Origin of the sequence: Faecalibacter bovis (genome assembly GCF_017948305.1) — a bacterium.
Lineage (GTDB): Bacteria > Bacteroidota > Bacteroidia > Flavobacteriales > Weeksellaceae > Empedobacter > Empedobacter bovis.
Window position 1 is genome coordinate 257406 of sequence record NZ_CP072842.1, and the last position, 20540, is coordinate 277945.

At 30.9% G+C, this 20540-nt stretch carries 19 protein-coding genes; 11 read left to right on the forward strand and 8 right to left on the reverse strand.

Features of this window, described 5'->3' with window-relative positions; translation table 11 throughout:
- The first annotated feature begins 28 nt into the window (after positions 1 to 28).
- From J9309_RS01230 to J9309_RS01265, 8 genes are all read left to right on the forward strand, one after another.
- Positions 29 to 1132, forward strand: a complete 1104-nt coding sequence (locus J9309_RS01230; RefSeq protein ID WP_230476639.1) for a DUF3078 domain-containing protein — start codon at positions 29 to 31, stop codon at positions 1130 to 1132.
- Entirely contained in the window at positions 1122 to 2207 is a 1086-nt protein-coding gene (locus tag J9309_RS01235) for a DUF3078 domain-containing protein (RefSeq protein ID WP_230476640.1), read from the forward strand. Before J9309_RS01230 ends, J9309_RS01235 begins: the two co-directional genes overlap by 11 nt.
- Positions 2208 to 2278: 71 nt before the next feature.
- Complete coding sequence (hutI, locus tag J9309_RS01240; RefSeq protein WP_230476641.1) at positions 2279 to 3511, forward strand: imidazolonepropionase; 1233 nt, start codon at positions 2279 to 2281, stop codon at positions 3509 to 3511.
- A 134-nt stretch (positions 3512 to 3645) separates the two neighbouring features.
- Positions 3646 to 4506: a YicC/YloC family endoribonuclease gene (locus tag J9309_RS01245; RefSeq protein WP_230476642.1), complete on the forward strand. Its 861-nt coding sequence runs from the start codon at positions 3646 to 3648 to the stop codon at positions 4504 to 4506.
- 7 nt (positions 4507 to 4513) lie between these two features.
- Positions 4514 to 5080 carry a guanylate kinase gene (gene gmk, locus J9309_RS01250; RefSeq protein WP_230476643.1) on the forward strand — a complete coding sequence of 189 codons (567 nt, stop codon included), beginning with the start codon at positions 4514 to 4516 and terminating at the stop codon, positions 5078 to 5080.
- Between the two features lie 83 nt (positions 5081 to 5163).
- Positions 5164 to 5940: an alpha/beta fold hydrolase gene (locus J9309_RS01255; protein WP_230476644.1), complete on the forward strand. Its 777-nt coding sequence runs from the start codon at positions 5164 to 5166 to the stop codon at positions 5938 to 5940.
- Entirely contained in the window at positions 5937 to 6491 is a 555-nt protein-coding gene (locus tag J9309_RS01260) for a hypothetical protein (RefSeq protein WP_230476645.1), read from the forward strand. Before J9309_RS01255 ends, J9309_RS01260 begins: the two co-directional genes overlap by 4 nt.
- Positions 6478 to 7308 (forward strand): DUF695 domain-containing protein, encoded by an 831-nt coding sequence (locus J9309_RS01265; RefSeq protein ID WP_230476646.1) that lies wholly within the window; start codon positions 6478 to 6480, stop codon positions 7306 to 7308. Before J9309_RS01260 ends, J9309_RS01265 begins: the two co-directional genes overlap by 14 nt.
- Positions 7309 to 7341: 33 nt before the next feature.
- Here the strand turns inward: J9309_RS01265 and J9309_RS01270 are convergent, their stop codons facing one another.
- From J9309_RS01270 to mutS, 6 genes are all read right to left on the reverse strand, one after another.
- On the reverse strand, positions 7342 to 8103 hold the full coding sequence (locus J9309_RS01270; RefSeq protein ID WP_230476647.1) for a C40 family peptidase: 762 nt from the start codon (positions 8101 to 8103) through the stop codon (positions 7342 to 7344).
- Complete coding sequence (locus J9309_RS01275; RefSeq protein ID WP_230476648.1) at positions 8103 to 8750, reverse strand: O-methyltransferase; 648 nt, start codon at positions 8748 to 8750, stop codon at positions 8103 to 8105. Before J9309_RS01275 ends, J9309_RS01270 begins: the two co-directional genes overlap by 1 nt.
- A gap of 94 nt (positions 8751 to 8844) precedes the next feature.
- Positions 8845 to 9501 carry a hypothetical protein gene (locus J9309_RS01280; RefSeq protein WP_230476649.1) on the reverse strand — a complete coding sequence of 219 codons (657 nt, stop codon included), beginning with the start codon at positions 9499 to 9501 and terminating at the stop codon, positions 8845 to 8847.
- A gap of 107 nt (positions 9502 to 9608) precedes the next feature.
- Entirely contained in the window at positions 9609 to 11510 is a 1902-nt protein-coding gene (acs, locus tag J9309_RS01285) for an acetate--CoA ligase (protein WP_230476650.1), read from the reverse strand.
- A gap of 93 nt (positions 11511 to 11603) precedes the next feature.
- A complete protein-coding gene (locus tag J9309_RS01290) occupies positions 11604 to 12404 on the reverse strand; it encodes a M48 family metallopeptidase (protein WP_230476651.1) in 801 nt (266 codons plus the stop codon).
- Between the two features lie 4 nt (positions 12405 to 12408).
- Entirely contained in the window at positions 12409 to 14964 is a 2556-nt protein-coding gene (gene mutS / locus J9309_RS01295; protein WP_230476652.1) for a DNA mismatch repair protein MutS, read from the reverse strand.
- A 79-nt stretch (positions 14965 to 15043) separates the two neighbouring features.
- On the opposite strand from mutS, the gene J9309_RS01300 reads away from it, so the two are divergent.
- A complete protein-coding gene (locus J9309_RS01300; protein WP_230476653.1) occupies positions 15044 to 15574 on the forward strand; it encodes an RNA methyltransferase in 531 nt (176 codons plus the stop codon).
- Positions 15575 to 15652: 78 nt separating this feature from the next.
- Here the strand turns inward: J9309_RS01300 and J9309_RS13610 are convergent, their stop codons facing one another.
- Both J9309_RS13610 and folK read right to left on the reverse strand, forming a co-directional pair.
- Positions 15653 to 17056 carry an OmpA family protein gene (locus J9309_RS13610; RefSeq protein ID WP_317192138.1) on the reverse strand — a complete coding sequence of 468 codons (1404 nt, stop codon included), beginning with the start codon at positions 17054 to 17056 and terminating at the stop codon, positions 15653 to 15655.
- Between the two features lie 72 nt (positions 17057 to 17128).
- Positions 17129 to 17539 (reverse strand): 2-amino-4-hydroxy-6-hydroxymethyldihydropteridine diphosphokinase, encoded by a 411-nt coding sequence (gene folK / locus J9309_RS01310; protein WP_230476654.1) that lies wholly within the window; start codon positions 17537 to 17539, stop codon positions 17129 to 17131.
- 27 nt (positions 17540 to 17566) lie between these two features.
- Between folK and sppA the strand changes: the two genes are divergently transcribed.
- Positions 17567 to 19336 (forward strand): signal peptide peptidase SppA, encoded by a 1770-nt coding sequence (gene sppA / locus J9309_RS01315; RefSeq protein WP_230476655.1) that lies wholly within the window; start codon positions 17567 to 17569, stop codon positions 19334 to 19336.
- A gap of 165 nt (positions 19337 to 19501) precedes the next feature.
- Positions 19502 to 20527 (forward strand): rod shape-determining protein, encoded by a 1026-nt coding sequence (locus J9309_RS01320; protein WP_121933549.1) that lies wholly within the window; start codon positions 19502 to 19504, stop codon positions 20525 to 20527.
- Positions 20528 to 20540 lie beyond the last annotated feature (13 nt).

Below are 20540 nucleotides of genomic sequence, written 5' to 3' on the forward strand. Positions count from 1 at the left end.
GATTTTAAACAAAGATATTTTTTTTTGAATGAGATTTTTTATTTCAATACTATTCATCTTCATATCAGTATTTACTTCTGCCCAATTTTTAGATACAAACGGTAATCTAATTATTGATGGTAGAAAGTTTCTAAAATCGAAAGTTGATACAACTGGCAGAAAGTCTGGTTGGGAAATCTACGGAACAAATACATTAACTGTTAATCAAAACACTTTTTCTAATTGGATTGCTGGAGGTGAAAATTCGGTTTCATTTATTGCTAAAGTCGATTACGAATTAAATTATCGTAAAAAGAGGAATATGTGGGACAATCGTATCATTATGGAATACGGTTTTCTTGATAACAAAACAAACGGAACAAGAAAAACTACTGATAATATCAACATCACTTCATCGTATGGTTATTTATGGAAAAAAAGTTGGTATTTAACTTCATCCGTTAATTTACGATCTCAGTTTGCACCTGGTTATGATTTCGGAACGACACCAAAAACGAAGAAATCTAATCTTTTTGCTCCTGCCTATTTAACAGTCGGAGTCGGAGCAAATTACAATCCTACAGCAGATTTTTCTTTAAGCATACATCCAATTACCTCAAGAACTACAATAGTTTTAGATAAAGATTTACAGAAAAAAGGAAGTTACGGTTTGCGTGAAGATGATGAAGCTTTGTATTTTGAAATTGGTGCATATATTGGTGCTAGATATAAATTTAAACTTTTTGAAAATGTGACCTACGATAATAATATCGGGTTATTTTCCAATTATTCTCATAAACCATTAAATATAGATTTAGTGTATTCTGGAGTTTTAAACATGAAAATTAATAACTTTATGTCAACCCAATTAACTCTAAATCTTGCGTATGACGAAGATCAAATTAAGAAAACACAGTTTAAACAAACATTAGGTGTTGGATTAACTTACAAGTTTGATAGCACGAAGAAAAACGATAAGAAAAAACGTAATAAAAAAGAATATATACAACCAATCACACAATTTGATACATCTCCATTAATCATTATTCAAAAACCACTTGATATGAAAAAATATCAGAAGATTTTTGAAAAAGATGAAGTGGATGAATCTTCAAATTATTTAAAATCAGAAACTATTTTAGATGAATTTTAAAATCAACCCAACTATAAAAAAAACAATATTAACCTTAACGCTAATTGCTTCTTCAATCGCTTTTGCACAAACGGTAAAAGATGGTAAAGTAGCTACTGATAGCCAACGCTATTTAAAAGACCAAAAATTTGATGGCCGTACCGAAGGTTGGTTTATATCAGGAAATAACGCTTTACTTTTTTCACAAAGTGCATTTTCTAATTGGATGGCCGGTGGTGTAAATTCTATTGCTTTAAACGGTAATTTGAATTATGAATTTAATCTAACTCGTGGTAAAAATATTTGGGACAATCGTATCATTTTAGGATATGGTGTACAAACCAACGAAGGCGAAGAAACTCGTAAAAACAACGACATCATCGATTTAACTTCATCTTACGGATACAATTTTAAAAAGAATTGGTATTTAGCTGCTGCGATGAATTTCAAAACACAATTTACATCTGGATATGATTATAGTTTAGATCCTAAAAAGAAAATTTCAAACTTTATGGCTCCAGGTTATTTAAGTTTTGGATTAGGGGTTGATTACAAACCAAACGATAATTTTCAAGTTAATATTCATCCATTTACTGCGCGTGTAACTTTTGTAATGGACGAAGATTTACAATATGCAGGGAATTATGGTTTGAAAAATGATGGAGATAGTTCATTTTTCGAACTTGGTGCTTATTTAGGCGCTCGATATAAATTCCAAGTGATGGAAGGAATTTCTTACGATAACCGAATCGGAATTTTTGCAAATTATTTAGATAAACCTCAAAATATGGATATTGCATATTGGGGACAATTAGATTTTGTTGTCAATAAATTTATTTCTGCTCAAGTTGCTGTCAACTTATTATACGATGAAAATCAAATAAAGAAAACACAGCTTAAACAAACATTAGGTATAGGTTTTACTTACAAGTTTGATAATAAACCAAAAGAAGAAATAAAACCTGAAGGAACTGCCTTTAATATAGTAAATGAAGAAGCGACAATATTAGATTCAATTCAAAAAAATGAAATCGTATCGAATTACGAATTAAAAAAGGATCCAATCTTAACACAAACTATTTTAGTTTCACAATAAACTTTCAACCTGCTTTTATCGGCAGGTTTTTTATTTGTATTTTTAACTACTAAATACTCAAAAATCACAAAATGAAAATCATAGGTCCATTCCGACAAATTCTTACTCTAGCCAATTTACCACTTAAAGGTGCTTTAAAAGACGAACAATTAGAAATTATTGAAGAAGGTGGAATTTTAATAGATAATGACACAATTTTAGCGGTAGATCAATTCGAAAATTTAAAAAAAAATCATCCTAACGTTGAACTAGATTTAATCGAAACGGATCAAGTTCTTCTTCCTGGATTTATCGATTCTCATACACATATCTGTTTTGGTGGGAATAGAGCAAAAGATTTTGCGATGCGATTGAATGGTAAAACCTATTTAGAAATTGCTGAAAGTGGTGGTGGAATTTGGTCTACTGTTACACAGACAAGAGCAAAAACTGCCGATGAATTAAAAGACATCACTTTAAATCGTGCCGAAATATTAGCGAAAAAAGGAACAACAACAGCAGAAGTTAAAAGTGGTTATGCACTTTCGGTCGAAGGTGAAATTGCTATGTTAGAAGGGATCAATTTAGCCAATCAAGAATGTGAAATAGATTTAATTCCTACTTTTCTTGGAGCTCACATGAAGGCTAAAGATTTTCAAGGAACAAACCAAGAATATTTAGAAGTTTTGGTGAACGAAGTCTTTCCTATTATTAAAGAAAAGCAATTAACAAATCGTGTAGATATTTTTGTCGAACAATCAGCATTTTCTGTAGAAGAAGGTGATTATTTTTTAAATGAAGCCACAAAACAAGGTTTTGAAATTACAGTACATGCCGATCAATTTACACCAGGAGGAAGTAAATTAGCCATTAAATATAACGCTTTAAGTGCCGATCATTTAGAATTTTCTGGAGAAAAAGAAATTCACGAATTAGCATTTTCAGATGTGGTAGCAACTGTTTTACCTGGCGCATCTATAGGATTAGGAATGCAATATTCGCCGGCACGCAAATTATTAGACACTGGTTGTTGTGTGTCTATAGCTTCGGATTGGAATCCTGGTTCAGCACCAATGGGCGATTTATTAACACAAGCTTCTATTTTAGCAACATTCGAAAAATTATCGATGGCTGAAGTTTTAGCAGCCATTACTTTTAGAGCAGCAAAGGCGTTAAATCTTTCTGATCGTGGAACTTTAGAAAAAGGAAAAAAAGCAGATTTTATTAGTTTCCCAACCGCAGAATTTCAAAATATTATTTATTATCAAGGACAAGTTCAACCAAACTATGTTTGGAAAAATGGAAATTTGATTCATAAAAATTAATCCTACAAAAAGACCTTTCAAGGTCTTTTTTTTATTCATTTACACATCATATGTAACGGAAGGATAAAAATTTATATAAACATTCTAAATCTACATAATTATTGTAATTTTACAACTTATAATATTTCGATTCTATGATCGCATCAATGACAGGATATGGTAAATCTGTTTTAGAATTACCAGAAAAAAAAATCACAATAGAGGTTCGTTCCCTAAATAGTAAAACTTTAGATCTAAACACAAGGATACCTTCTTTTTACCGTGAAAAAGAATTAGAAGTTAGAAACATAATTTCTGAAAAAATTCAGCGTGGTAAAGTAGATTTTGCGATGCAAGTCGAATTAAATCCTGCCGCTAGAACACAGAAACTGAACTACGATCTTATCAAACAATATATTACTGATTTCAAACAAATAACACCTGAAATTTCTGATGCAGATTTATTACCGGTTGTTATGCGTATGCCTGATGTAATGAGTTATTCACAGGATGATTTATCGGAAGATGAATGGTCATCAATCCGTACAACAATTCTGGAAGCTATTGAAGCTTTAAACCAATACCGCATTGATGAAGGAAATGTTCTTAAAAAAGAATTAGTTGGTTATGTTGAAAATATTTTAAATCTATTGTCGCAAGTTGAGCCATTCGAAGGAGAGCGTATTAATACAATTAAAGAACGATTTGGTAAAAAATTAGAGGATTTAAAAGTTGAGATTGATCAGAATCGTTACGAACAAGAAATGATTTATTTCTTAGAGAAATTAGACATTACAGAAGAAAAAGTTCGTCTTAAAAATAACTGCGAATATTTTATCCAACAATTAAACGAAGATGGATCTAACGGAAAAAAATTAGGTTTTATCTCACAAGAAATTGGACGTGAAATTAACACGTTAGGATCTAAATCTAATCATGCCGAAATGCAAAAAATTGTAGTTCAGATGAAAGATGAATTAGAAAAAATTAAAGAACAATCATTAAACGTTTTATAATATTAAAATGACTAAAGGAAAATTAATCGTATTCTCGGCACCTTCAGGAGCAGGTAAAACTACGTTAGTAAAACATGCTTTAGAAACGATGGAAAATATCCAATTTTCTATTTCTTGTACAACACGTGAGAAAAGAGATGGTGAAGAACATGGTAAAGATTATTATTACATTACACCTGAAGAATTTAAATCAAAAATCTCAAATGATGAGTTTGTAGAATACGAAGAAGTTTATACCAATAACTTTTACGGAACATTAAAGTCAGAAGTTGAAAGAATTACTAAAGATGGTAACTCTGTAATTTTTGATATTGATGTGGTTGGAGCTTTAAATATTAAAAAAATCTACGGTGATGAATGTTTAACAGTTTTTGTTAATCCTCCTTCGTTAGAGATTTTAAAAGAACGTTTAATTTCTCGTAATACAGAAAGTGAAGATAAATTAAAACAACGTATCGATAAAGCTGGAATCGAAATGGAAACTGCTCCTAAATTTGATATTATTTTATTAAATGACGATTTAGAAACTGCAAAAGAAGAAACGTTAAAAATTATTGAAAATTTCTTGAAATAATTTTTATTCAAAATAGATAAAGCCTAAATCAAACCTTGATTTGGGCTTTTTTTATATCTTTAATCACCAGAATATAACAACCAATGTTACAAACTGATTTTATAGAAATCAATGGGCTTTCATACCATATACAACATAATATTATAGATGATAATTTACCAACAATCGTCTTTTTACACGATTCTTTAGGTTCTGTAAAATTGTGGCGAGACTTTCCCGAAAATTTAGGAAATATTACCAATTGTAATGTATTGATGTATGACCGAGAAGGACATGGCAACTCATCTCCATTTTCTATTACAGAAAGGCCCGTTAATTATTTAGAATTAGGTGCTGATGTTATATCCCAACTGATAAATAAGTTAAACTTAAAAAAAGTAATACTTTTTGGACACAGCGACGGCGCAACAATCGCATTACATTATGCAGCTAAATATCCTGAAAATATTTTGGCTACAATTGTAGAAGGTGTTCATGTATTTGTTGAAGAAGAAACTTTACAAGGAATTCGTGAAGCGAAACAAGCCTTGGAAACAACAAATTTAATTGAACGTGTGTCTAAATATCATGACGATAAAACTGAAATGTTGTTTAAGATGTGGATGGAAACTTGGCTGAATCCAAATTACAGAAATTGGAATATTGAGAAAAATATTCAAAATATTCAATCTCCTGTGCTGATTTTTCAGGGTGAAAATGATGAATTTGGCACGATGAAACAAGTGGAAAAAATTAAAGCAAATGTAAAATCAAAAGTAATTGATTACTTGATTTCAGACTGCGGCCACAATCCACACAAAGAACAAAAAGAATTTACTTTAGAAAAAACAAATCAATTTATTAGAGCTTACGCCTTATGATGTACATGTATAACAACAATGTAAGAATCGCAAAAAAAATTGCAATCGGAACAATAATTAGTGGGTTAATCTTTTTAGCAACTTACTATTTTACTTATGATATTTCATACGCTTTGGGTGGATTATTTTTTGGATTAGGAGTTGCAGCTATCGTTATTACAATTTTGATAAGTGGCGCTATTGCAGCGAAAAGACAAAATCATACAAGCAAAGAAAAAAGTTCTACTTTATTATGGAATTTAATTTCCCTTATAAGTATCGCAATTTTTACAGCCATCGGATTATGTTTAATAAATAGTTCAAAAATTGTAATCAAAAACAATTCGGATAGTGTTGTAAAAAATATCTTTATAACTGGTTGCCAAAATTTTGAAATTGAAAATATTGAAGCAAATTCTTCAAAAACAATTTTTGTGCATTACAATAAAAACACTTCAAAAGATTGTGCAATTGGAATTCGATATACAACTTCAGATGCAATGGAAGACGAAATTTTAATTTCTACAATAAAACCTTTTGAAGGTGAAAAAGTTTTGTATGAAATTAATTAATCAAAGCATATTAATTCTTCTATTTTCTTGTGTATTATCGATAAATAGTTTCGCTCAAAATATTCAAAAAGAAGAAAATTGGAGTTTTTATATATCAAAATATGATGATATTGAATTCTCGAATTTTTTAGATTTAGAGTTAATTAATATCGCTCCAGTATCGGAAGTTGATCAATTATTAGCAATAAAAATAAAGCTAAAACATCCACAAAAAGATGGTTTACCAAGCTATGATGAACATGATGATTTAGTTAATTTAGAAGATAAATTATTAGCTATTTTGTTAGCTGATAATTTGATTTATTTCGCAGGACGAACAACTGCAAACGGACATAGAATCTTTTATTTTTACACCAATAAAAATTTTAATTTAGTTAAAACTAAACAGCAATTAACATCTTCTATTTCGAGTTATTCCCTTGATATTACTTTAGTAAATGATAAAGATTGGAATCATTATTTAAATTTTTTATATCCTGATGAATATGAAATTCAAATGATTCAGAATTTAGATTTAATTACTTTTATCGAGGAACAAGGTGACGATTTAAGTAAAGAAAGAGAAATTTCTCATTGGATTTATTTTAAATCAACAGCTCATCGAACTAAGTTTAAAGCGGATATTAAATCTTATAATTTTAATGTGATTGCTGAAAATTATGATAAAAATTTAGGCGATTATCCTTATTCTTTAACCATTTCAAGGAGTGATTTCTTGGATTGGAAAAATATAAATGATATCACAATAGAATTGATGAATTTAGCTAAGACACACGAAGGAGAATATGATGGCTGGGAATCCAAAATAGTAAAATAAAAAAAATCCACTTCGTTTGAAGTGGATTTTTTATTATATAATTTTTTTTATGAATCGTAATTTATGCGAATACTTTTGTAAATCAGTATTGAAAATTCCGTTAGAATCAAATGGATCAATTCTTACTTTTCCATGAGCATGAATAATTTTATAATCTCCTAAAATAATTCCGACATGAATAATTTTACCATCAGCATTATCAAAAAAAGCTAAATCACCTGGTTCTGCTTCTTCCACGAAACTTAATACTTCTCCTAATTCTGCTTGTTGATAAGCATCACGAGGCAACTCGTATCCCCCAAGTTTATAAACTTGTTGTGTTAAACCAGAACAATCAATCCCAAAAGTTGACTTTCCGCCCCATAAATACGGAACGTTTAAATACAATTTAGCCAATTCTACTAATTGTTCTTTCGATTTTTTATTCGAAGTATAAACACCATAATATTCAAAACACTTCTCTCCTATTCTGATTTTATTTTCCTTCAAGGCACGCAATTCAGCACCTAAAGTTAGCGTAAAAGGTAAACCATTTTCTGATGCTTGATTGTATGCATTGATTGCAAATTTTTCAGCTAAATCCTGATTATACTCCTCTTCTGTAACTTCTAAGTATTGTTTAGGATCAACCCAACCTTCATACGCATCGTAAGCTAATCGGATTTTTGACCATTTTTCTTGTTCTTCTAAAATCTCAACTTTTTCACCAAATAAAACTTGAGAAACCATTTCCGAAGAATCAGAAGCTGCAGCACGCAAAGGCGAAACACTTACTTGACAGATTGCATACTTCATTACTTCTTTCGTATTAAAGTTATACCATCACGAATAGGTAAAATCAAAGATTCTACACGTTCATCAGCAGCTACAAAGTTATTAAACTCTTTTAGAATTTTAGTCGAAGGATCCTTTTTATCTTCTTCTTCCATCATCACTTTTCCATACCAAAGCACATTATCTACTAACATTACTCCGCCAGGACGCAACAACTCTAAAACTTTTTCAAAATAATAAGGATATGATTCTTTATCTGCATCAATAAAAGCTAAATCTACAGAATTTGGTTCAATTGTATTTAACTCTATTCGTGCATCATTTACGCGAAAGTCAATTTTATCAGCATAATCAGATTCATCAAAATATTTACGACATAAATATTCTAACTCATCATTTTTATCCATCGTAATGATTTTCCCACCTTCTACTAAACCTTCTGCCAAACATAAAGTTGCATAACCTGTAAAAGTTCCTAACTCTAAAATTGTTTTAGGAAATAAAATTTTCGATAACAAACTCAATAATCGACCTTGATATTCTCCCGAAATCATGTGTGGTTGTGTTGTACATTGATAAGTTTCAACACGTAAACGTGATAAAATTTCAGGTTCTTGATTGGTGTGGTTATCTAAATATGTTTCTAAAATTGGTGAGATATTGATCATTCCGTCTAAAAAAGTCTACAAAAATAAAAAAAATGCTACAAACTATGGCTATATCGAAAGAGTTTCAATGAGAAAAATTGCATTTTAATTGTAATTAATAAACTTTTATATATGTCTGATAAATTAATTTATTAGTAATTTCATTATTATCATTTTCATAAGGTTCAAAACTTACTAAGACTAATTTATTCTCTGTAATTCCCTGGACAAGAAGTTGTATTTTTTTTCTATTTTCTTCACTAAATAATTCATTAAAGACTTCTATACCATGAATTTTTATCCATTCTTTTTTCATTTTTTTGGTGAAAGGTAGAGGTTGAGAATTATCTAAAGTAATCAGTAAATTTCCAAAATCTTCTTGCTTAATTTCCCAATTACCTCTTAAGATGTTCTTTTTATCTGAAATATTTTCCCAAGAATTATTTGAATGAAATGTCATTTCAGAAATTGTAGACATTAAACTTTCTTCGCCTGTAATAGATACATTAGAAATAAGTTTCCATTTACCAATAATATTTTTTTGAAGAATTTCGTAATCTAATACATTTATAATCTGCTTTTTATAATTTTCCATATCAAAAGCGTCTAAATCATTTAAATCTAAGGAACTTGAATCAGATTTCACTTCTTTAAAACTAACATGACTTCCATTATTATCTTTTACAACTTTAAGTTCTAAAGTCTGAGCAAAAATATTTTGACAACAAATTAATAACAGTAGAAATATAATTTTAGATAAATTTTGGTTCATATAGTTTTAGCTAAACGTTTAAGTTCCTAAATTACAAAAAATAAAACCAAAAAAGCATTACTTATTGAGTAATGCTTTTTGGTTTGAAATTTATTCTATTTCGATTGTTATACTTTTTCTTCCTGTATAACACGAACAATTTCTGGATTAAGTAATGTTGAAATATCACCAAAATCTGATTCTCCTGCAGCAATTTTACGTAAAATACGACGCATTATTTTTCCGCTTCGTGTCTTAGGTAAACCTTTTACAAACTGGATTTTATCTGGTTTTGCTATTGCTCCAATTGATTTTGAAACCTCATCTTTAATTTGTTTTACCAAATCTTCAGATGGTTGATAACTATCATACAGAATCACGTAAGCATATAAAGCATTTCCTTTGATATCATGAGGGAAACCGACAACAGCACTTTCAACAACTGCTTCATGTTCATTAATTGCATTTTCAATAGGTGCAGTTCCTAAATTATGACCAGAAACAATAACTACATCATCTACACGACCTGTAATTCTGTAATAACCCATCGCATCACGATAAGCTCCATCACCAGTGAAATAAGCATTTTCAAACGTTGAAAAATACGTATCCTTATAACGCTGATGATCACCATAAACAGTTCTTGCCATAGACGGCCAAGGGAATTTAATCGCTAAACGACCTTCAGCTTTTTCAGAACCATTTTCAATTTCTTTTCCATTTCCATCCATTAAAACGGGTTGAATTCCTGGTAAAGGTAATGTTGCAAAAGTTGGTCTAGTTGAAGTAATACCAGCTAAAGGAGAAATCATAATTGCACCTGTTTCGGTTTGCCACCAAGTATCAACGATCGGACAATTTCCTTTTCCGATATAATCATTATACCAATGCCATGCTTCTTGATTGATTGGCTCACCAACTGATCCTAAAACTTTTAAACTTGATAAATCATATTTTTCTACAAATTCTAAGGATTCTTTTGCTAAAGAACGGATAGCAGTTGGAGCTGTATAAAAATGTGTGATTTTTAATTTTTCGACTATTTCCCAAAAACGTCCAAAATCGGGATAACTCGGAATACCTTCAAACATAACCGTTGTTGCTCCACACGCTAATGGTCCATAAATAATATAAGAATGTCCAGTAATCCAACCAATATCAGCCGTACACCAATAAATATCGTCTTTTGACATTTGGAAAATATTATCGAAAGAATAAGCCGTTTGGACTAAATACCCTCCAGTTGTATGAACCATTCCTTTTGGTTTTCCTGTAGAACCAGACGTATATAAAATAAATAAAGGATCCTCGGCATCCATTTCTGTTGCGGGACAATCTGCATCAACTTTGGACATTTCATCAATCCAAAAACGATCACGACCACCAACCATCATCGTAGGCTCAATTGCACGACGATAAACAATACAAGTTTGAATAGAAGGACAATCCTTTAACGCTTCATCAACAATTGATTTTAAATTGATAGGCTTATCACCACGATATACTTCATTAGCTGTAACAATTAATTTACATTGTGCATCATTAATACGAGAAGCTATTGCTGAAGAAGAAAAACCAGCAAAAACTATTGAATGTACCGCACCAATACGCGCACACGCCAACATAGCGATAGCTAATTCAGGAATCATAGGCATATAAATACAAACACGATCACCTTTTTGTACGCCATTACGCTTTAACACATTTGCAAACTGACAAACTTTTGCATGCAATTGTTTATAAGTAATGATTCTTGTTTCTTCTAATGGATTATTAGGTTCCCAAATAATCGCAGTTTTATTACCATTTTTTACCAGATGACGATCTAAAACATTTTCAGTCATGTTTAATTTTCCACCTTGAAACCATTTAAATTCAGGTTTTGAAAAATCAAATTCTAATGTTTTGTCCCATCTCTTTTTCCAAACAAATTGTTCAGCAACACTATCCCAAAATTTTTCAGGATTTTCAATACTTTCTTTGTATTGCTTCTTGTAATCAGAGAAAGAAGAAATTCTTAATTTATTCATTTTTTTATTTTGTGGTTTAAAATAAAAATAATAAAAAAGGATTAATTTATCAAATTAATCCTTTTATTGTTTCGCTATGAATAAAATATATTCTTATTTTCCCTTATATGGACTTGCATTATAGTATGCCATTGCTGTCGGTAAAGCTTCTTTAATTTTAGCAATACGTGTTGCATCAGAAGGGTGAGTACTTAAAAATTCAACTGTACCTCCACTTCCTGCAGCTGACATTCTTTCCCAGAATGGAATCGCTTCATTTGGATTATATCCTGCCATCGCCATTAAATATAAACCTGTAACATCCGCATCTAATTCCATTTTACGCGAATATGATAGTAAACCAACTTGACCTACTACTGGATAATATTGTTCGAATGCAGTTCCCCAACTAGTATTTCCTGCAGCCGATCCAACTACTGATCCAATTCCACCTAAAACATATTGACGTGACATTTGCTCGGCAGAGTGATTCGCTAAAGCGTGACCAATTTCGTGGCCCATAACTACAGCTAATCCGTCAGTATTTTTAGTAATTGGTAAAATCCCTGTGTAAACAGCCACTTTTCCACCTGGCATACACCAAGCATTTACTTCGTTAGCTTTTAATAATTTAAATTCCCATTGGTAACCATCTAACTGAGCTGATAAGCCTTTTTCAGCATAGTATTTATCAGCTGCATATTTGATGCGTTCACCAACAGTTTGAACTAATTTAGCATTAGCTGTTCCTGTCTCAACTTGAGCTGATTTTAAAACTTCTTGATATTGCGCAAAAGATTGAGGGAAAATTTGGGCGTTGGAAACCACATTAATTCCTTTTCTACCTGTTACTGCATTTGTAGTACAAGCAGATATAAATCCGATCATACCAACTGCTAATAGTAATTTTTTCATAGTTCTATTTACCTAATTTCTTTTTAATTTCATTTAACTTCATTAATGCCTCTACTGGTGTTAAAGTATTGACATCTATATTCATAATTTCATCACGAATAGATTCTAATATTGGATCATCTAACTGAAAAAAACTTAATTGCATGTTATCCTGCGTAATTTTTTCAGTTTTGTTAGAAATTGCTTCATCAGATTTAGATTGTTCCAATACTTTCAAAACTTCATTGGCACGATTTACAACAACTTTTGGCATTCCAGCCATTTTAGCTACATGAATACCAAAACTATGTTCACTTCCACCTGGAACTAATTTTCTTAAGAATAAGATCGTATCATTAGTTTCCTTAATACTTACATTAAAATTTTTGATACGTTCCATCGACTTTGTCATTTCATTTAATTCATGATAATGCGTAGCAAACAAGGTCTTTGGCTTCATATTGTTTTGATGTAAGAACTCTGCAATTGCCCAGGCTATTGAAATACCATCATAAGTTGAAGTACCACGGCCAATTTCATCCAACAGAATCAAACTTCGTTCCGAAATATTATTTAATATGCTTGAAGTTTCATTCATTTCAACCATAAATGTTGATTCGCCAGAAGATATATTATCAGAAGCACCAACACGAGTAAAAACTTTGTCTATTATTCCTATCTCTGCAGAGGCCGCTGGAACAAAACTTCCCATCTGAGCCATCAAAACTATTAAAGCGGTTTGTCTTAATAATGCAGATTTACCAGACATATTAGGACCAGTAATCATGATAATTTGTTGATCAATCTGATTCAGTTCTACATTATTAGAAACATATTGCTCGCCAAGAGGTAATTGTTGTTCAATCACAGCATGACGACCTTCTTTAATTTTTAAATCAAAACCATCGTTTAAAATAGGTTTTGTATAAGAATTTTTTTCTGCAATTTCAGCAAAAGTAGACAATACATCTAAAAATGCGATTGCTTTAGCTGTCTGCTGAATTGGTAATAATTTGGTAATTATTTCTTGAATTAAATCAGAAAATAATTGATTTTCTATCGCAAGAATTTTTTCTTCTGCACCTAAAATTTGTGTTTCGTATTCTTTTAATTCTTCCGTAATGTAACGTTCTGCATTGACTAATGTCTGCTTACGAATCCATTCTTCGGGAACTTTATCTTTGTGTGTATTTCTTACTTCGATATAATATCCGAAAACATTATTAAATGCTATTTTTAAGGAAGAAATCCCCGTACGCTCTGTTTCGCGCTGACACATTTGATCCAAATAATCTTTACCAGAAAATTGGATTTTACGTAATTTATCTAACTCCTCAGAAACACCTTCACGAATTACATTACCTTTTACTATTTGATGAGGTGGTTCATCTGATAAAGAATCAAAAATCTTTTGAGTTAATTGATCTAAATTTTCAATTTTAAGGAATAAATCAGAGATTTCTTTGATGTTAGAATTTAATGCTATTTCTTTAATTTCTTTAGAAATTTCTAAACTTTGACCTAACTGTAATAATTGACGAGGAGTAATTTTATTCGTCGATACTTTTCCAGCCAAACGTTCTAAGTCCGTTAATTGACCTAATTTTTCTCGTAATTCGTAGCGAACGTCAGGATTTTTATAAAAATATTCAACAATATTTTGACGCTTTTGAATTGCTTTCAAATCTTTAAGAACCATCACCATCCAACGGTTTAATAGACGCGCACCCATTGGAGTTGCTGTATCATCTAAAATATTTAAAAGCGTTACACCTTTTGGATGCGGAGAATATACTAACTCTAAATTTCGAATAGTAAATGGATCCATCCAAACGAAGTTATCCTGACTTAATCTTTGGATAGATGTTATATGTTGAATATTGAAATGATGCGTTTCATCTAAATAAGCTAAAATTGCACCAGCTGAAATTATTCCTTCTTTTAAATTTTCAATTCCAAATCCTTTTAAATTTTTAGTTTTAAAAAGACTTGTTAATTTATCCATTGCATAATCGTACTGAAAAGCCCAATCATCTAACAAAAATTTACTTTTAACATCTGAAAAATTATATTTCACACGTTTTTGGTAAATCACTTCACTTGGACGAAAAGATTGAATAATTTTTGACACATGATCTTCTGTACCTTCCGAAGCTAAAAATTCTCCAGTTGAAACATCTAATAATGCAATACCGAAAGATTTTTCACCTTGATGAACAGCCATCAAAAAATTATTTGATTTTGATGAAAGAACCTCATCTTGTAAAGCGACTCCTGGCGTAACCAATTCCGTAACACCACGCTTCACGATTCCTTTCACCATTTTAGGATCTTCTAATTGATCGCAAATTGCTACACGCAAACCTGCCTTTATCAATTTTGGTAAATAAGTATTTAACGAATGATGAGGAAAACCAGCTAATTCGCTATTTTCAGAACCATTCGCTCTTTTGGTTAAAACAATATCTAAAATGCGAGAACTTTTTATTGCGTCTTGTCCAAATGTCTCATAAAAATCACCCACTCTGAATAATAAAAGCGCGTCAGGATATTTAGCCTTGATCGCGTTATATTGTTTCATTAGAGGAGTTTCCTTATTCTTTATTACTTTTGCCAATTATAATGCTTTTAGAAAGGCTAAGTTAATTAAATTCGAAGTGATGAGAAAACTTAAATTAGACGAATTAGGTCGTGTTTCGGCCGAAGAATATAAAGAGATTGAAAAACATCCGATAGTAGTTGTTTTGGACAATGTAAGAAGTATGCACAATGTTGGTGCAGTATTTAGAACTTCTGATGCCTTCTTAATTGAAAAAATTTATTTATGTGGAATTACTGCAACACCTCCGCACAAAGAAATTCATAAAACAGCAATTGGAGCTGAAAATTCAGTTGATTGGGAATATGTACAAGATTCGAATGAGTTGGTTTCTAAACTTAAGGAAGATGGTTATAAGATTGTAACTATCGAACAAACTGAAGGTTCTGTTTTACTAAATGAATTTGATGTTGATCCGACTCAAAAATATGTTATTGTGATGGGTAATGAAGTGGATGGAGTACAACAAACAATCATAGATCAATGTGATACTTGTATTGAAATTCCACAATCTGGAACAAAACATTCTTTAAACGTTTCTGTTTGTACAGGAATTATTTTATGGAAATGGTATGAAGGATTTATTCGTTAAGCATAAATCTTAAAAAAAATAAGTAATAAAAAAAGCCTGAAGATATTTCTTCAGGCTTTTTATTATGTGATAACAAGATTATTTAATTTCTTTAAAAATAACTCGTCTGTTTTCTAAGTTTTTCCAAGCTGGACAGTTAGTCACTGGATTACACTCTACGTGTTTTAATTCAGATTTTCCTTTTCCAACTGCAGTTAAATTAGCAGTGTTAACTCCTTTGTTTGATAAGTATCTAATTACAGAAGCAGCACGTCTTTCAGATAATTTTTGGTTGTACTCAACACCACCAGCAGCATCTGTATGACCTTCTACATAGAATTTGTAGTTAGGATTAGCTTTTAAAACTTCAGCAGCATTATCTAATTTTCCGTAAGAAACTTCGCGGATACGATCTGAATCATAATCAAATTCTACACCTTCTAACGCAGATGAAACTAAGATTGCAACTTCATCACCAGAAATTTGTACTAATTTCTCTGGACAACCACCGTTTGTTGGAGGACCAGGAATTGTTGGACATTTATCTTCTGAATCTGGAACACCATCACCGTCAGAATCTAATGAACAACCTGAACCATCAACTCTTACACCAGCAGGAGTGTCTAAACATCTATCCCATTGATCACAAACACCGTCACCATCTGCATCAACACATTCAAATAAAGTATTGTCTGATAAACCTAAACCAGCACCACCACTTAAAGGTGAAGACCATTGTAAAGCTTCAGGATGTTTACCAATTTTAAAGTGTAAACCTAATGATAAAGTTAACATGTTATCGTCACGACCTTCTTCAATATCAGCAGCTGACCAATATCCTGGCCAAGGTTTTCCTGATGCATCAAATTCTTCGTCACCAGACATTACATACATTGCTTTTAATTCTAAATCGATACGATTTGAAACTTTGTGACGTAAACCGGCACCAATTTGAGAATAAACTGATTTGTCTGATAATTTTTGATCTGTTACAGTAATGAAGTTATTACCACTTCCGTTATAATTGTTTCTAGTAGCTTCGTAAGCTAAAATACCTACACCTGCATATCCGTGAAGTGACCATAAATACTTAGAAGTATTATCTGCTCTTCTCCACAAACTAGATATATTTAAATCTCCTAATACAGAGATTCCTTGATATTCTGTTTTTCCCCAAACGTATCCTCTGTAATTTGAGATGTACATATCATCTACTAAACCTTTTTGTCTTGTATTACCATATTGGTATTGTAAAGATAAACCAAAAGCGTGAGTGATTTGTTTGTTAACTTGGAATTGTAAGTCGTATCCTGGGGTAAACCATCCTCCAGACCAGCTAGTTAAATCTGAATTCTGTAATAAATTTCCTCCACCATAAACAGAAACAGACCAATCGTTGAATTTTCTATCTTCATTCGTGAAATGCTTTTTCTGATCAGTTTCCTGTCCGAATGCGACAGAAAAAAGACTCAGAAATGAGAAAGTCAATAAATATTTTTTCATAGGTTATAATTATTTACACAATAAATTAATTGGAATCATTGCACAAAAATAATAAAATATTCTAACAAAATCTTAAATAAAGATTAATTCTTTTACAAATCCTCTTGTAAAGTTCTGATGATGAGGGATATTTAACCTGTCAGAAATAAACAACATATTGTTATAGCGCAAAATATCAACATCTATTAAACGATCAACATATTTTTCTCCTTCCATTGGTTGTGTATAGATTCTGCCCATTAAATTTTCGATATTTTTTACAGTATCTAATACTTTTATTGGCGATAAAGATGTGATGACTTCTACTTTCTGATTTAAGAACGTATTGTTACTTGTGAAACCTACTGCTTCATTTTCTAAAATATTTGAAACTTTTATAATTTCACCAACTTCTTTATTTATCAAGCTTTTTGCTATTTCTAAATTATTATTTTTGTCTCCAAGATTTGTTCCCAGTAACAAAATGACTATATTATTCGACATATATACAAAATTACATATTTAGACTAAATGAAAAGTTTTTTAGGTAGAGTATTATCTACAATTGTAGGTAACATTGCAACAATTAGTATTTTCGGAATACTACTTTTTCTATTAATTATAATTTCATCAATTACAGCTCCAACAACTTCTGTAAAAGAAGGATCTGTATTAGAATTAACTCTTGATGAGGCAATCTTAGAAAGTGATATGGATAATGAAGTATCAATATTTGATTTATCCACACCATCAAAATTTTATTTAAACAATATCCTAAAAGCAATTGAAAGTGCTAAAACTGATGATAATATTAAAGGTATAAGTTTAAAGATCGAATCTTTCAACGGTGGATTAACTCAGGCAAGTGACATACGAAAAGCCTTAGAAGACTTTAAAACATCTGGGAAATTTGTTTATGCTTATGCAAATAATTCATCTCAATTATCATATTACATAAATTCTGTAGCAGATTCTGTTTACCAAAATCCATTGGGAGGAACTTTGTTACAAGGAATGAGTTCTGAAGTTATGTTTTATAAAAATGCTGGTGATAAATATGGTGTAGATTTCCAAGTGATTCGTTATGGCGAATTTAAAAGTGCGGTTGAACCATTTTTTAGAACAGATTTATCTGATGAAAATAAGATTCAATTAAATTCACTTTTAGGTGACATTTGGAATAACCTTTCAAATGATATGGCAAAATCAAGAAAAATAAGCCCTGTTAATTTTCAAACCATTACAGATAGTCTATATTCTTATATCCCTGAAGTTGGTTTAAAACATAAAATTTATGATAAAATTATTCATGAAGCAGAATATGAAGATATTTTATTTAAAAAACTAAATCTTACATCTAAAAGTGGAAAAACTAACAATGAGATTTTAGCTAAACATACAATCAGCATCGAAAAATACTTCAATACTTTAACAGAAGATTCTAATTCAGATAAAATTGCAATCTTATATGCATCCGGAGAAATTACTGAAGGAGATGGATTTGACGGTATTCAGTCTAAAACATATGTAAAAGCTATTCGAGAAATTGAGAAAAGTAAAAATATCAAAGCTTTAGTTTTACGCGTAAACTCACCTGGAGGAAGTGCAAATGCTTCAGAAGAAATTTTATTCGAATTAAGAAGATTAAAAAAGAAAATGCCAATTGTCGTTTCATTTGGTGATGTTGCAGCTTCTGGTGGTTATTACATCGCTCAGGATTCGGACAAAATTTTTGCTCAACCAAATACTATTACAGGTTCTATTGGTGTTTTCGGAATGATTCCAAATGCTAAAGAATTAGTTAATAATATTGGAATTACAACTGACGGAGTTAAAACTAATGCGAACGCAGATCAATTAAAATCAGTTTTTAATCCATTATCTACAGATGCTGAAAAGTTGATGAATAAATCTGTAGTATTGATCTATGAAAAGTTTGTAAACCATGTTGCGCGTAATAGAAAAATGACTTTTGATCAAGTTAATAAAATTGGTGGCGGACGTGTTTGGTCTGGAACCAGTGCAAAACAAATTGGTTTAATTGATGATTTTGGTGGTTTAAACGAAGCTATTAAAGAAGCAGCAAAATTGAGTAAAATAGAAAATTATAGTACAGAATCTTTCCCAAAAAGAAAAGAGAGTATTGAAGAATTGATGGAAAAAATTCAAGGTAATAACATCGATTCTAAAATCAGAGAAGAGTTAGGAACAGATGCTGCAAAAATCTATTCAAATCTTAAAAAGATGAATCAACAAAAAGGAGTTCAAGCGCGACTACCTTTCGATATAAAAATAAATTAAAAACTTAAAAAAGGGTTAAAAAATTGTTTAACCCTTTTTTTTGTTAAAAACTTTTTACTTTAGCTAAAACTTTAGCATCATAAAATGATTATTTCTCTTTTATTTTGACTAAATTTTATCATACTTTTGTAATTCATTAAATAAATACCAGATCTATATCTTAAAATGGGATTATTCGATTTTTTCACGCAAGAAATTGCAATTGATTTAGGTACTGCTAACACACTAATTATTCATAATAATAAAGTGGTAGTTGACAGCCCATCAATTGTTGCTATACATAGAAGAACTAACAAAGTTATTGCTGTTGGTGACCAAGCAAAACACATGCAAGGTAAAACACATGATGATATCAAAACTATTAGACCGTTGAAAGATGGTGTAATTGCAGATTTTGAAGCATCTGAGTTTATGCTAACAGAATTTATAAAAAAAATCCCTGGAATTCAAGGGAAATTATTCTCTCCATCTTTACGTATGGTTATCTGTATTCCTTCAGGAATTACTGAAGTTGAAAAACGTGCTGTAAAAGATTCTTGTGCTAGAGTAAATGCTAAAGATGTTCGTTTAATTTACGAACCAATGGCTGCTGCAATTGGTGTTGGTATCGATATCCAACAACCAAAAGGGAATATGATTATTGATATAGGTGGTGGAACTACAGAAATTGCTGTTGTTGCCTTAGGAGGTATTGTTTGTGATAAATCGGTAAAAATTGCTGGTGACGTTTTCACTAACGATATTGCTTATTACTTAAGAACTCATCACAATTTATACATTGGTGAGCGTACAGCAGAACGTGTGAAAATTGAAGTTGGAGCTGCTGTGGAAGAATTAGAGCACGCACCAGAAGATATGCCTGTACAAGGACGTGATTTAATCACTGGTAAACCAAAAGAAATTACTGTAAATTATAAAGAAATTGCTCGTGCGTTAGATAAATCTATCTTACGTATAGAAGATGGTGTGATGGAGACTTTATCTCAAACTCCACCAGAATTAGCAGCAGATATTTATAATACTGGTATTTACATGGCCGGTGGTGGTTCTATGTTAAGAGGTTTAGATCAACGTATTTCTAAAAAAACAGGTTTACCTGTATTCTTAGCAGATGATCCTTTAAGAGCAGTAGTACGTGGTACTGGAATTGCCTTAAAAAACATTGACAAGTTTACTTTCTTAATGAAATAAAATATTTAAAGAT